At 46.3% G+C, this 14365-nt stretch carries 14 protein-coding genes; 1 reads left to right on the top strand and 13 read right to left on the bottom strand.

From position 1 onward, the window contains the following. Positions 1 to 116 precede the first annotated feature (116 nt). The 9 genes from BBA02S_RS14240 to BBA02S_RS14205 form a co-directional block, all read right to left on the bottom strand. Entirely contained in the window at positions 117 to 734 is a 618-nt protein-coding gene (locus tag BBA02S_RS14240; RefSeq protein WP_041113868.1) for a thymidine kinase, read from the bottom strand. A gap of 103 nt (positions 735 to 837) precedes the next feature. Further along, positions 838 to 1044 carry a 50S ribosomal protein L31 gene (rpmE, locus tag BBA02S_RS14235; RefSeq protein WP_041095429.1) on the bottom strand — a complete coding sequence of 69 codons (207 nt, stop codon included), beginning with the start codon at positions 1042 to 1044 and terminating at the stop codon, positions 838 to 840. A 135-nt stretch (positions 1045 to 1179) separates the two neighbouring features. After that, a complete protein-coding gene (gene rho / locus BBA02S_RS14230; RefSeq protein WP_041095431.1) occupies positions 1180 to 2463 on the bottom strand; it encodes a transcription termination factor Rho in 1284 nt (427 codons plus the stop codon). A gap of 213 nt (positions 2464 to 2676) precedes the next feature. Then, positions 2677 to 2841, bottom strand: coding sequence for a hypothetical protein (locus tag BBA02S_RS20735; RefSeq protein ID WP_156477589.1), 165 nt, complete (start codon positions 2839 to 2841; stop codon positions 2677 to 2679). Between the two features lie 23 nt (positions 2842 to 2864). Further along, positions 2865 to 3830, bottom strand: a complete 966-nt coding sequence (gene glpX / locus BBA02S_RS14225) for a class II fructose-bisphosphatase (RefSeq protein WP_041095433.1) — start codon at positions 3828 to 3830, stop codon at positions 2865 to 2867. 105 nt (positions 3831 to 3935) lie between these two features. Then, positions 3936 to 5222, bottom strand: a complete 1287-nt coding sequence (locus BBA02S_RS14220) for a UDP-N-acetylglucosamine 1-carboxyvinyltransferase (RefSeq protein ID WP_041095435.1) — start codon at positions 5220 to 5222, stop codon at positions 3936 to 3938. 126 nt (positions 5223 to 5348) lie between these two features. After that, positions 5349 to 5996, bottom strand: coding sequence for a fructose-6-phosphate aldolase (fsa, locus tag BBA02S_RS14215; RefSeq protein ID WP_041095437.1), 648 nt, complete (start codon positions 5994 to 5996; stop codon positions 5349 to 5351). Between the two features lie 129 nt (positions 5997 to 6125). Next, complete coding sequence (locus BBA02S_RS14210) at positions 6126 to 6992, bottom strand: class II fructose-bisphosphate aldolase (protein WP_041095438.1); 867 nt, start codon at positions 6990 to 6992, stop codon at positions 6126 to 6128. 121 nt (positions 6993 to 7113) lie between these two features. After that, the gene (locus BBA02S_RS14205) at positions 7114 to 7476 is read right to left on the bottom strand and encodes a response regulator (RefSeq protein ID WP_041113808.1); all 363 of its coding nucleotides are present in this window, start codon (positions 7474 to 7476) and stop codon (positions 7114 to 7116) included. Between the two features lie 189 nt (positions 7477 to 7665). Here BBA02S_RS14205 and BBA02S_RS14200 point away from each other — a divergent pair, with 189 nt between their 5' ends. Then, positions 7666 to 8187: a DUF2529 family protein gene (locus BBA02S_RS14200; protein WP_041113809.1), complete on the top strand. Its 522-nt coding sequence runs from the start codon at positions 7666 to 7668 to the stop codon at positions 8185 to 8187. Between the two features lie 49 nt (positions 8188 to 8236). Here BBA02S_RS14200 and BBA02S_RS14195 read toward each other — a convergent pair whose 3' ends face one another. From BBA02S_RS14195 to icmF, 4 genes are all read right to left on the bottom strand, one after another. Then, positions 8237 to 9835, bottom strand: coding sequence for a CTP synthase (locus tag BBA02S_RS14195; protein WP_041113810.1), 1599 nt, complete (start codon positions 9833 to 9835; stop codon positions 8237 to 8239). 199 nt (positions 9836 to 10034) lie between these two features. Beyond that, complete coding sequence (rpoE, locus tag BBA02S_RS14190; RefSeq protein ID WP_041113811.1) at positions 10035 to 10568, bottom strand: DNA-directed RNA polymerase subunit delta; 534 nt, start codon at positions 10566 to 10568, stop codon at positions 10035 to 10037. A 91-nt stretch (positions 10569 to 10659) separates the two neighbouring features. Continuing rightward, positions 10660 to 10881: a hypothetical protein gene (locus BBA02S_RS14185; protein ID WP_041095445.1), complete on the bottom strand. Its 222-nt coding sequence runs from the start codon at positions 10879 to 10881 to the stop codon at positions 10660 to 10662. 210 nt (positions 10882 to 11091) lie between these two features. Next, positions 11092 to 14361: a fused isobutyryl-CoA mutase/GTPase IcmF gene (icmF, locus tag BBA02S_RS14180; protein ID WP_041113812.1), complete on the bottom strand. Its 3270-nt coding sequence runs from the start codon at positions 14359 to 14361 to the stop codon at positions 11092 to 11094. Positions 14362 to 14365: the final 4 nt, after the last annotated feature.

Here is a 14365-nt window from a genome sequence, read left to right as displayed (position 1 = left end):
TGGAAATCAACCGCTCCCACCCTCATACAAAATAGAAAAGACGGCGGGCAAACTCGATGAAAGGTGAGTTTGCCCGCCGTCTGACCGAGCATCCTGGACGCTCGCTTGTTAGCTGCTTATTGAGTTTTTTCTACGGCTGCCTTCTGTGTATGTACAGAACTAAGGGGCACTTCGTGATGGTGACGGCAGCGCGGTTCATAACTCTCGGATGCTCCTACTAAAATAACCGGATCATCATAGCCTGCCGGCTGGCCATTAATTAGACGCTGGGTCCGGCTGGCTGGCGATCCACAGACAGCACACACGGCCTGAAGCTTCGTGACTAATTCAGCAATAGCCATCAAAGCAGGCATCGGCCCAAACGGCTCTCCCCGGAAATCCTGGTCAAGCCCGGCTAAGATGACACGATGGCCGCGGTTGGCCAGCAGCTGGGCAATCGACACAATCTCTTTATTAAAAAACTGAGCCTCATCAATCGCAACAATGTCCACATCTGACGAGACAGCCGCCAAAATAGCTGCTGCTTCTGCCACCGGCACAGCAATAACCGCCGAGCCATTGTGCGATACAACAGAATCTTCACTATAACGATCATCAATTTTAGGCTTAAATACCATGATCTCTTGTTTGGCAAATTGAGCGCGTCTGACACGGCGGATCAGTTCCTCGGATTTTCCGGAAAACATGCTGCCGCAAATGACTTCCACCCACCCGGTTTGTTTCATCACATACATCGAACAAGCCTCACTTTCAACTTTCCGCTTTGCATTTAGTCCCAAAAGGCAAAAAACAGGCAAGCAGTTATAGATAACTCCTTGCCTGTTTTTTATTGTTCAATTACTTATTCTTCATGCCGTATTTTTTGTTGAAGCGATCAACACGTCCGCCAGCATCAGCGAATTTTTGACGGCCAGTATAGAATGGGTGGCACTCAGAGCAAACCTCTACGCGGATTTCCTGATTTACGGAACCAGTTTCAAACTCGTTTCCGCATGCACATTTCACCATTGCTTTTTTATAATCTGGATGAATAGCTGCTTTCATTCTTGTCATCTCCTTCCGCCCTGAATCATTTCGAAACAGAGTTGTCTATACGAAGTACGGCAAGATTACCCCGTACTTATAGGCTAAGCACACTGTATTATTATAACAAGGGTTTGTCCAAAAATCAAATAGCAATTATAAAATTCGTTTAGAAGAACCGCTGGATTTTATTTCCTCTGCCAGCTGGGAAACAAATTCCTCATTTGTTTTTGTCTGGCGGAGACGGCGCAAGAACTTCTCAGCAAGATCCGGTGAATCAGACATTGTTTTGCGGATTGACCAGATCATATCAAGCTGTTCTTTTTCGATAAGCAGCTCTTCTTTCCGAGTGCCCGAGCGTCTAATATCGATAGCCGGGAAGATGCGGCGCTCAGCAAGGGAACGATCCAGATGAAGCTCCATATTCCCGGTTCCTTTAAATTCTTCATAGATCACATCGTCCATCCGTGAGCCGGTATCAACAAGGGCCGTCGCCAAGATCGTCAGGCTGCCGCCTTCCTCGATGTTGCGCGCCGCGCCAAAAAAGCGTTTCGGGCGATGGAATGCGGCCGGATCAATCCCCCCGGAAAGCGTACGTCCGCTCGGCGGAATGACAAGGTTATATGCCCGAGCCAGTCTTGTGATGCTGTCCATCAAAATAATGACGTCGCGCTTATGCTCGACGAGGCGCATCGCCCGCTCCAGCACAAGTTCAGCTACTTTAATATGATTTTCCGGCACGGCATCAAAGGTGGAGCTGATCACTTCCGCTTGAACAGACCGCTCAATGTCAGTTACCTCTTCTGGACGCTCATCGATGAGCAAAACAATCAGTTCTGCTTCCGGATGGTTAGCAGTAATCGAATTGGCAATCTCTTTCAGCAAAATGGTTTTCCCTGCTTTGGGCGGCGCCACAATTAATCCCCGCTGGCCAAAGCCGACAGGTGAAATTAAGTCCATGATTCGCGTTGACAAATTTCTTGGAGTCGTTTCAAGCTTAATTTGGCGATCCGGATATAAAGGAGTTAATGCTGGAAAGTGGACACGCTCTTTAGCAGATTCAGGGTCATCTCCATTTACCGCTTCAACGTGCAGGAGGCCATAGTAACGCTCATTTTCTTTCGGAGGGCGCACTTTACCTGATACTTTGTCACCATTTCTTAAATCAAACCGGCGGATTTGTGAAGCAGAAATATAAATATCTTCAGAGCTTGGCGAATAGTTGATCGGTCTTAAAAAACCAAAGCCTTCAGATTGGATAATTTCAAGAACGCCTTCCATAAAAAAGAAGCCCTGTTCCTCGGCGCGCGCTTTCAAAATAGCAAAGATTAATTCTTTTTTCGTGAGTTTGCTGTAATAGGAAATCTTGTATGTGCGCGCAAGCTCATAAAGTTCCTTTAATTTTAAATTCTCTAAATAAGAAATTGTTAACTCTTCCATTTGGGCACCACACTTTTATTTAATTCTCATCCTATGTAGATTAAGATGAGCGGTTCTTTCTTTCGCCAGCCGCGCCTGATCTGTGCTCCCATTCAGGCCGGTCGATGACCGTATTCTCAGCCTGCTCGATGCCGGGCCGTTTCTGTGAAGGGAAACATCGATTTCCCATCTTGCCCTAGACTTGATCGGCTTTTGCTTAAAATAATATCTATTTTAACCTGTTCGGGTAAATGCCGCAATCACTGAATAAAAAAGGAGGGAATCTTTCACTGGTATCCATACCGGGCGATATTGTGAGTGGTGTTGAAAAACAGCAAAGGCAGGCTGAAGAGCCGGTAATTCCCGGCGCAAGCCCGCTCCATGCTGTTGAATGATCATAAATAAAAACAGTTATTCGTTGATTAAGGCTTCATAACTAAGTGCGGTTTTTTCTCCAGGCTGTGACGGCCGTCGACAAAACGGACCGTGCCGGATTTTGCTCTCATAACAACAGAATGAGTTTGTCCGTACGAACCTTTAAATTGAACACCGCGAAGCAATTCGCCGTCTGTTACGCCAGTCGCTGCAAAAATGGCATCGTCACCGCGTACAAGATCTTCCATGCGAAGCACTTGCTTCAAGTCAATGCCCATCTTCTCACAACGTTTAATTTCTTCCTCATTTTGCGGAAGCAATCTTCCTTGGATTTCTCCGCCGAGGCATTTGAGCGCAACGGCTGAGATGACCCCTTCAGGAGCGCCGCCGGAACCGAATAGAATATCGACACCTGTCTGATCAAAGGCCGTGTTGATCGCCGCTGCTACGTCGCCGTCTTCAATTAATTTAATGCGGGCGCCCGCTTCGCGAAGCTGAGCAATGATCTCTTCGTGGCGCGGACGGTTTAACACCGTAGCAACCACATCTTCAATATCTTTGTTTTTCGCTTTAGCGACCGCTTTTAAATTATCAATAACGGAGGCATTAATATCAATTTGTCCGACCGCTTCGGGACCGACTGCGATTTTATCCATATACATATCAGGTGCATGGAGCAGGTTGCCATGGTCTGCTACGGCAAGTACTGCCAGAGCATTCCAGCCGCCTGAAGCGACAATGTTTGTGCCTTCGAGCGGATCTACGGCGATGTCCACAAGCGGGCCGGATCCTGTGCCAAGCTTCTCACCGATATACAGCATTGGAGCTTCGTCCATCTCTCCTTCGCCGATGACTACGGTGCCTTTCATTGGAATCGTGTCAAACACATCACGCATAGCGGTCGTAGCAGCATCGTCCGCTTCCATTTTCTGTCCTCTGCCCATCCAGCGTGCAGATGATAAAGCGGCTGCTTCCGTTACACGGACAAGCTCCATTGATAAACTTCTTTCCATTTTATATTTTCCTCCCGTATTAGAGCTACAATTTTACATTCTCATGAGTATAACCTAATTAACATATATATTGTAACACATTAAACGAGAAATGAGGGGAAGAATTCAGCCGCTTTTCATTTGTCCAAGATCTTCCTCTGATAAGTTTTCACGCCAAAGCTCGGCGCCAAGGAGTCTCAGTTTTTCCACAAGCATGCTGTAGCCTCTATCAATATGCTCAAGTCCGGTCACTTCTGTTAATCCTTCCGCCATTAAGCCGGCAATCACAAGAGCAGCTCCTGCTCGCAGGTCGCTCGCTTTCACTTTTGCTCCCTTAAGCTGCACCGGCCCATTGATGACAGCTGAGCGGCCTTCTACTTTCATGACAGCATTCATTCTGCGCAATTCATCGATATGCTTAAAACGCGCGGAATAAATTGTATCCGTAACAATCGAAGAGCCTTCTGCCCTTGTTAAAAGTGAAGTAAACGGCTGCTGCAGGTCGGTCGGAAACCCCGGATAAACGAGTGTTTTGATATCAACGGCCTTCAGCTTTTCAGCCCGGCCGACGAAAATTTGGTCATCGCCGATCTCTACCGGTACATTCATCTCACGGAGCTTCGCTGTCAACGACTCCAGGTGAAGAGGAATGACATTATCAATCACAATGCCATCCCCTGCCGCTGCTGCCAAAATCATAAATGTTCCTGCTTCAATCCGATCGGGAATAATCGTGTGGCGGCAGCCGTCCAGCTTGTCCACACCATCAATACGGATAATATCTGTGCCTGCACCTTTAATTTTGGCGCCCATGTTATTTAAGAGTGTAGCCACGTCAATAATTTCCGGTTCTTTTGCCGCGTTTTCAATAACGGTCTGTCCTTTTGCCTTGACAGCGGCCAGCATAATATTGATAGTTGCTCCTACACTGACTACATCAAGATAAATTCTTGCTCCCCGCAGCTCATTCGCCCGCAGATAAATGGCGCCCTGCTCATTTGTCACTTCTGCTCCAAGAGCTTCGAACCCTTTAATATGCTGGTCGATCGGCCGCGGGCCAAGGTGGCACCCTCCCGGCAAGCCAATAACCGCTTTCTTAAACTTTCCGAGCATGGCCCCCATTAAGTAATAGGAAGCGCGCAGCTTTTTCACCTTGCCATTCGGCAAAGGCATAGCTACCATGCCTGCCGGATCAACCACCATTTCACCGTTTTGAAAGGTGACTTGGCCGCCGATCTCCTCAAGCAATCCTTTCAGAATATGAATATCGGAAATATCGGGCATTCCTTCAATTGTTACTGGAGATTCCGCCAAAATAGTAGCAGGCACTAAAGCAACCGCGCTGTTTTTTGCCCCGTCTACTTTAATTGTGCCTCTTAGCGGATGCCCTCCTACAATTTTCAGCTTTTCCATGTTATGCTCCCTTCCTTCACGCACTGGCTAAGCATCGAAAAAAAGAATTATTCCATCATACCTTGGCAAAAATTTTCGTTGGTCATAGTTTATCCCAACCAAGTAAAAACATGTAAAAAAATGATTTTATTTTACTTGGCGCTTTTCCCAATCAGCTAGAAAAGCTTCAATTCCTTTATCGGTTAATGGATGATTAAACATTTGATTTAACACCTTAAACGGCACGGTTGCAATGTGGGCACCGCGCAATGCTGCATCCGTAATATGCTGCGGATGGCGGATAGAAGCGGCAATAATTTCTGTTTCAATCCCATGAATCGCAAAAATAGAAGCGATGGTTTCAATCAGATCCAATCCATTGTGGCCGATGTCGTCGAGGCGGCCTAAAAATGGAGAAACGTAAGAAGCTCCAGCTCTGGCGGCCAATAGCGCCTGGTTGGCACTAAAAATCAATGTGACGTTCGTTTTAATGCCTTCTTTCGCAAAAACCGCGACCGCTTTCAATCCGTCTGGCGTCATTGGCACCTTTACCGTAATATTTGGGGCAATCTTTGCTAATTCGCGGCCCTCTTTAATCATTCCCTCTGCATCAAGGGAAATAACCTCGGCGCTGACAGACTCGCTGACTAGATCAGTGATTTCACGAAGGCGGTCATGAAAAGGAACAGTTTCCTTTGCCACCAGGGATGGATTCGTTGTCACGCCGGATAAGATACCCCAAGAATGGGCTTCTTTAATTTCTTCCATATTCGCTGTATCGATGAATAATTTCATGATTCATTCTCTCCTTATTGTTGGGCGGCTCCCATGCCGAAAGAAAATTTCAGAACGGGCGCCTTCCGCTTTTCTAAATTTAAACCGCCTTATGTAACTAAGGCGGTCTCTTTATGCGTCTTTATCCAATCATTGCGCCTTTCCAGATGAACCGAATTCGCGCATTTTTCCTTTAACAGTTTCTTTAATCGTTTCACGCGCCGGTCCTAAGTATTTACGCGGATCATACAGATCTGGTTTTTCGGCAAGAACTTCGCGTACTGTTTTCGCTGACGCTATTTGATTTTCTGTATTCACATTAATTTTGGCCGTTCCCAGTGAAATCGCGCGTTGGATATCTTTTGTCGGGATGCCTGTTCCGCCATGAAGCACGAGCGGAACACCTGTCAGGTTCATAACTTCCTCCATGCGGTCAAAGCCCAGTTTTGGCTCTCCTTTGTATGGGCCATGAACGGAGCCAAGCGCTGGAGCAAAGCAATCTACTCCTGTTTCACGCACCAATTGATCACATTCTGCTGGAATCGCATAAGCAGCTTCCGCATCTTCTACAATCAGGTCGTCTTCTTGTCCGCCGATGCGGCCAAGCTCTGCTTCAACAGATACTCCGTGAATATGAGCAAGCTCTACCACTTTTTTCGTTAAAGCAATGTTTTCTTCTAATGGATGGTGAGAGCCATCAATCATAACAGATGTGAAACCTGCTTGAATCGCTTTTGCACACATTTCAAAGCTGGAGCCATGGTCTAAATGAATAGCGACCGGCACCGTCACTTTATACTCTTCCATTAACGCCTTTACCATAGCAACAACAAACTTGAAGCCGCCCATATAGCGCGCTGCCCCTTCAGATACACCAAGAATAACCGGTGATTTCTCTTCTTCTGCTGCTTGTAAAATAGCTTGTGTAAATTCAAGGTTGTTCAAATTAAATTGGCCAACAGCATATTTCTCTTCTTTTGCTTTATTGAGCATTTCTGTCATGGAAACTAAAGGCATAATGATTTTCCTCCTTGATGAACTAAAATACACATCTTAGTATACACTTTCGAATAAATTTACATTTGTATCATACCAAAATAACCGGCCCTTTACCAATGTAAAAGCAGCCGGTTTCACTTTAAGAAACTATGTATTCTTTCACTGTTTTGCGAATATCGTCAATGTCAAAAGGTTTGGCAAAATGAGTCAGCGCCCCCAGGTCTTTCGCCTTTTGAATCATATCCAGCTCCCCGTAAGCCGTCATAATAATCACTCGGATGCTTTCATCTTTCTGTCTCATCCGCTTCAAAATCTCAATGCCGTCCATCCCGGGGATTTTCATATCCAGCAGCACTAGATCCGGCGAATGATTATCTACAATTTCGAGAGCTTGTATGCCATTCGCCGCTTGAAATGTTTCATACACTTCCTTTTGAAGCACTTCGTTTAACAGGATGCGTATCCCAAACTGATCATCTACAATAAGTATTTTCCCATTCAATTGCCTCGCCCCTTTGATCTTTATTGTCTTTCTGCTATGTACGGTTTAAAACAACTGACTCTTTCCCCTTTATGTCTAATTTAATTCTAGTTAGCTACTAGAAATTCCTGCCTGCGGAAATAATTTATGACTTTTGCTCCAAAGTTCAAAGACATGTATAATATACTTCACAATCAAGGAGGACGAACCATGTTAAAAATGCTGACCACTCAATTAAATGGCCTTTTCCAGCGAATTGCCGATAAAGAAGCGGACCAAATAGAAGATGGTGCCCGCCTGCTGGCGCAAGCCGCTGTCGGTGAAGGAAAGATTTACATAAAAGGATTTCAGGAAATGAAAGCTGTAGAAGCCGAAGCAGCGTCAGGGGCCGAACCGCTGCCATGCGGCTGTCCATTGGATTCAATGGACGATCTGGCCGGACACGACCGGGTGCTGCTTGTCAGCCGCTTTGCCCATGACCCTGAAGCTGCAGCGGCCGCCGCTGCTCTCAGGGAACGGGGCATTCCTTTCGTTGCCGCTGCCGGACGCATGCCAAATGAGGAGCCGTCATTAGCTCAAATGGCCGACGTCTTTATTGATACAAGGCTGACTAAAGGACTGCTTCCTGACGAAAATGGCGGCCGGACAGGTTTTCCTTCCAGCCTCGCCGCGCTTTATATTTACTTTGCCCTCAAACTGACCATTGAGGAAATTTTGCAGGAGCTGGAATAGGCGACTGAAAAAGCCTTTAAAGCATGGCGCTTTAAAGGCTTTTTCAATCTTATTTATTCGCCAAAGTCGCTCCAACGAACGCACGGAAAAGCGGCTGCGGACGAGTCGGGCGTGACGTGAATTCCGGATGGAACTGAGCTGCCACAAACCACGGATGATCTTCAAGCTCGATGATTTCCACTAAACGGCCGTCCGGGCTTGTACCGGAGAAAATAAATCCTTTTTTCTCCATAACCTCGCGGAACTCGTTATTAAATTCATAGCGATGGCGATGACGCTCATATACTACTTCATCTTGATAAGCTTCGTAAGCCTTTGTTCCCTTTTGTAATTTACATGGGTACAGGCCGAGGCGAAGTGTTCCGCCAAGATCTTCAACGTCTTTTTGTTCCGGAAGCAAGTCGATTACCGGATATGGAGTTTTTGGATCAATTTCAGATGAATTCGCTTCATCTAGCTGAACAACGTTTCGCGCATATTCAATGGAAGCAAGCTGCATGCCGAGACAAATGCCAAATAGCGGCACTTTGTTTTCGCGCGCATATTTAATTGCTTCAATCTTACCGGAGATTCCGCGATCGCCGAAGCCGCCAGGCACTAAAATCCCGTCTGCGTCTTTCAAGCGCTCTTCTACATCTTCAGCAAGCAGTTCAGCTGCATTTACCCAGTCGATCTCGATATCTGCATCAAAGGCATAACCTGCGTGGCGCAAAGCTTCCACTACGGAGATGTATGCATCTTGCAGCTCTACATATTTACCAACAAGAGCAATTTTGGTTTTCTTGGACAGGTTGCGCACTTTATCAACGAGCGCTGTCCAATCATCCATTTCTGCATCATGGCATTGAAGTTTTAGATGGCGGCAAACCAGCTCATCCATCTTTTGCTCTTGAAGAGAAAGCGGAACGGCATATAGCGTGTCTGCATCCATCGCTTCAATGACCGCTTCAGGCGCGATGTCACAGAATAAAGCCAGCTTGTCTTTCATTTCCTGTGAAACAGGAAGCTCTGTCCGGACGACAATAATATTTGGCTGAATGCCCAGGCTGCGCAGTTCTTTCACGCTGTGCTGAGTCGGCTTCGTTTTCATCTCACCCGCCGCTTTTAAATATGGAATCAGCGTACAGTGGATATACATTACATTATCGGCACCCACATCGCTTTTGATTTGGCGGATAGCTTCTAAGAACGGCAAAGACTCGATATCCCCTACTGTTCCGCCGATCTCTGTAATGACGACATCCGCTTTTGTCTCTCTGCCTGCAAGGAAGACACGATCTTTGATTTCATTTGTAATATGCGGAATGACTTGGACTGTTCCGCCTAAATATTCGCCGCGGCGCTCTTTGCGCAATACTGTTGAATAGATTTTACCTGTAGTGACATTGCTGTACTTATTTAAGTTAATGTCAATGAAACGTTCGTAGTGGCCAAGGTCTAAATCGGTCTCCGCTCCGTCATCGGTTACGAATACCTCTCCATGCTGGTAGGGACTCATTGTTCCGGGATCGACGTTAATGTATGGATCGAACTTTTGAATGGTCACCTTTAACCCACGGTTTTTCAACAAGCGTCCCAAAGAAGCAGCTGTAATCCCTTTTCCTAAAGAAGAAACAACCCCGCCTGTCACAAAAATATATTTAGTCAACTTGAAAAGCCCCCTTCAATCTATTGTTTCTTTTATTGATTAAATGAATACACAAATCTTATTGGGGCAAAAAAAACAAAAACGCCCCATTACTTAAAAAGTAAAGGGAGCGTTATAAGCATTAATCATGTCTCTTTCGAGAGCCCAAATAAAATACTACAATTTGAGATAAAGGAAGTCAAGAAAAGATTAATTTTCTTTATTTTAAGTCTTCTTCCTCTTCGTCCTCCAAATCGTACTCATCCTCTTCGCCGAGATCTTCTTCGAATTCTTCGTCGTCCTCTTCCAAATCATCTAGGTCGTCAAGGCTGTCCACTTCTTCGTCAAGTTCGTCAAGATCCTCGTCTTCAAAGTCAAGATCATCCTCAAGCTCTTCCTCTTCCTCGAGCTCTTCTTCGAAATCTGGTTCTTCTTTTACTGCTTTCTTTGTTTTCTTCTTTTTCGCTTTTACAGCCGGCGCTGCTTCCTCTTCTAACTGATCCACTGGATACCAAGCACGAAGGCCCCAGCGATTTTCTCCGAACGTAATAAAACGGCCGTCGATATTCAGATCCGTATAAAATTGAATCATGCGCGCTTTTAATTCAGCCTCGCTCAACTCTTGATACTCCTGGATTTGAGAAAGTATTTCCTGAAATGCTGCAGGCTCTCTGCTCTCTTTTAAAAGAGCATAAGCGATTTCAATAAAGGACATTTCCTTCAATTCTTCTTTAGACAGTTGCTTCAAATTCACATCCGCACTTCCCTTCTCTATTTACGCACTCTATTGAGTGAAAAAGGTCATATTCACCATTATAAACATCGACGCTTTCATTATGCCATATTTATGTAACGATTTCCGCTTTTTTTTTGTCCGTCTTCTCCGGAAGGATTTCTTCAGAAGGAGCGGCGGATGGACGGTCTTTTTTCATCTCTGTCCGCATGAGATAAAACAAGAAAAGGGCCAGTACAAGAAAAGGCACTGCTCCAAGCTGGATTTGATAAAGCCAAACAGCGGCAGGCACGCAGGCGCCGATCACTATAAAGTTCACTATTTGCTTCATCATTTCACACCCCGCCTTTTACCCTTTTCTTATTGTATACTCTTCGGCAATCATTATAAAAGTAAAAATCCGCCCATTTTATAAAAAACTTTAGGGGCAATTGCGCAAAAATCGGCCTTTTCCCATTAAGTTACCCTTTATTTTACAATTATAATCTTACCTAATGAAAAAAATACCGTGAAAGAAAGGCCATTCTTTCACGGCTGTCCTGCCTTACATATTTCTTCGGTATTGTCCGCCGACTTCATAGAGAGCAGTTGTAATCTGGCCGAGACTGGCCACTTTCACCGTCTCCATTAACTCGGCAAAAATATTGCCCCCGTTTACAGCTGTTTCCTTGAGGCGCTTCAATGCTTTTTCGGCCTCTTGTTTATGCTTTTGCTGGAAAGCTTGCAGTTCAGTGATCTGGTGTTCTTTCTCTTCCTTCGTGGCTCGTGCCAGCTCCATGCTGTTAATTTCCTCTTCAGATGGCGGGTTGGGGTTTAAGTACGTGTTCACGCCGATAATCGGAAGCTCTCCTGTATGCTTCAGCATTTCATAATGCATGGACTCTTCCTGGATTTTTCCCCTCTGATATTGCGTTTCCATTGCGCCAAGCACTCCCCCGCGGTCATCCAGACGTTCAAACTCCTTCAATACCGCTTCTTCCACAAGGTCCGTCAATTCTTCAACAATAAAAGAGCCTTGAAGCGGATTTTCATTTTTCGATAATCCATGTTCTTTGGTAATAATCAATTGAATGGCCATCGCACGGCGGACCGATTCCTCGGTCGGAGTTGTAATCGCCTCATCATATGCATTTGTATGCAGAGAGTTGCAGTTATCCTGCAAAGCCATTAACGCCTGCAGCGTGGTCCGGATATCATTGAAATCAATTTCCTGAGCATGCAAGGACCGGCCGGATGTTTGAATGTGATACTTGAGCTTTTGAGAGCGCTCATTGGCCCCGTATTTCTCACGCATGGCTACTGCCCAAATCCGCCGTGCTACGCGCCCAATGACTGTGTATTCAGGATCAAGGCCATTGGAGAAAAAGAAGGATAAATTCGGCGCAAAGTCATCGATCGCCATGCCGCGGCTTAAATAATACTCCACATACGTAAATCCGTTTGCCAGTGTGAACGCAAGCTGTGAAATCGGATTGGCACCGGCTTCAGCGATGTGGTAGCCGGAAATGGAGACAGAGTAATAATTGCGAACTGCGTAATCAATGAAATATTGCTGGATATCCCCCATCATCCGCAAGGCAAATTCTGTTGAGAAGATACATGTATTTTGCCCCTGATCCTCTTTCAAAATATCAGCCTGGACGGTTCCCCGGACTGTCTTTAGCGTTTGAGCCCGCACTTCAGTAAATTCTTCCACCGTCAGCACGCGGCCAAGCTCTTCTTCTTTGCGCTTCACCTGCTGATCAATCGCTGTATTCATAAACATCGCCAAAATGATCGGGGCCGGGCCGTTGATCGTCATCGATACTGAGGTGGATGGGTGGCAAAGATCAAAGCCGTCATACAGCTTTTTCATATCCTCAAGCGTACAAATGCTAACCCCGCTTTCGCCGACCTTCCCATAAATATCCGGACGGTAATCCGGGTCTTCTCCATATAGCGTCACCGAATCAAACGCTGTGCTTAACCGTTTGGCATCGTCATCTTTAGACAGATAGTGAAAACGGCGGTTCGTCCGCTCCGGCGTGCCCTCTCCGGCAAACTGCCGCTTTGGATCTTCTCCCTTCCGCTTAAACGGAAAGACACCGGCGGTATAAGGGAAGAAGCCCGGCCTGTTTTCTTTATACACCCAGCGCAGAATTTCTCCGTAGTCTGTAAATTTCGGCAGAACGACTTTCGGAATTTTAAGCCCCGACAAGCTCGTTGTCGTCAGTTCAGTAACAATTTCTTTGTCGCGGATTTTAGTAACATACTTAGAAGCGGCATACGTTTCCTTCAGTTCTTTCCATCCGGCCAATATCTTTTTCGATTCCGGCGTCAGCTGCTCCTCAACTGCAGCTTTAAATGTTTCCAGCGGATGGATCACTTCCTGGCCTGCACGGTTCGCCTTGGCTTCCTCCAGCGCTCCCTCCAACTGGAACAGCCGGCGGGCAAGGTGCTCCTGCTCCTCTGCCTTTTGATGATAGCGCCGGACCGTTTCTGTAATTTCCCGCAAATAGTAGCGGCGGTCGTTCGGAATAATGACGTTCTGCTTTTCGACATCCACTTCTTTGCTGAAAGACACTTCCCAGTCAGTCCCCGCTCTTTCATTGATCTTTTCAACCAGGGCGGCAAATAAAGCATTCGTCCCCTGATCATTGAATTGACTGGCAATCGTTCCGTACACCGGCATTTTATCGAGCGGCTCCTCAAATAAGTTACGGCTGCGCTGGTATTGCTTTTGAACTTGGCGTCTGGCGTCCTCCGATCCTTTCCGTTCGAACTTGTTAATGACAACTAAATCAGCGTAGTCGATCATATCAATTTTCTCGAGCTGGGAAGGAGCCCCGAACTCACTTGTCATCACATACATTGACAAGTCCGAAATTTCAGTAATCTCTGCATCTCCCTGGCCGATTCCGCTCGTTTCTACAATAACCAAGTCGTAACCAGCGGCCTTCACCACGCGAATAGCATCTTGAATCGCGAGCGACAGCTCCGAGCGGGAATTGCGGGTGGCCAGGCTGCGCATAAATACGCGGTCAGAAAAAATGGCATTCATGCGGATCCGATCCCCTAAAAGCGCCCCGCCTGTTTTTTGCTTCGTTGGGTCCACTGATAAAATAGCGATTTTCTTATCAGACAATTCATTAAGGAAGCGGCGGATCAGCTCATCGGTTAAAGAGCTTTTCCCTGCTCCCCCTGTACCGGTAATGCCGATCACCGGCGCTTCTTTCCCTAAAGACTGAATTTGTTCAAAGGCCGCAGCTGCTTCTGCTTTTTCTTCTTTACTTGCCTCTATCTGGTTCTCCGCCAGCGAGATTAGTCTCGCCACAGCTGTAATCTCCCCGCTTGGAAGCTTGTTGATTTCTTCTCCAAGATTGCCGGAAACAGTAGAGAAATCGCATTCCTGCATCATCCTGTTAATCATGCCTTGCAAGCCATTCACGCGGCCGTCTTCCGGAGAAAATATCCGAGCAATGCCATAATCATGGAGTTCTTTTATTTCCCGGGGAATAATGACTCCGCCTCCGCCTCCGTAAATGCGGATGTGCGGACAGCCTCTTTCTTTGAGCAGGTCATACATATACTTGAAATATTCAACATGGCCGCCTTGATAAGAAGAAATCGCAATCCCCTGCACATCCTCTTGAATAGCGGCATTGACAACCTCCTCCACCGAACGGTTATGGCCGAGGTGGATCACCTCAGCGCCGCTTGACTGCAAAATGCGGCGCATAATATTAATCGATGCATCGTGTCCATCAAAAAGGCTGGAAGCTGTCACAAAACGAATATGATGTTTCGGTTTATAAACCTCCACTGTCTGACCCATATCT

This window comes from Bacillus badius NBRC 15713 (assembly GCF_001591605.1).
GTDB lineage: Bacteria > Bacillota > Bacilli > Bacillales > Domibacillaceae > Pseudobacillus > Pseudobacillus badius.
Note: the sequence above shows the minus strand (reverse complement) of the source record. Positions and strands in the feature narration are given on the sequence as shown.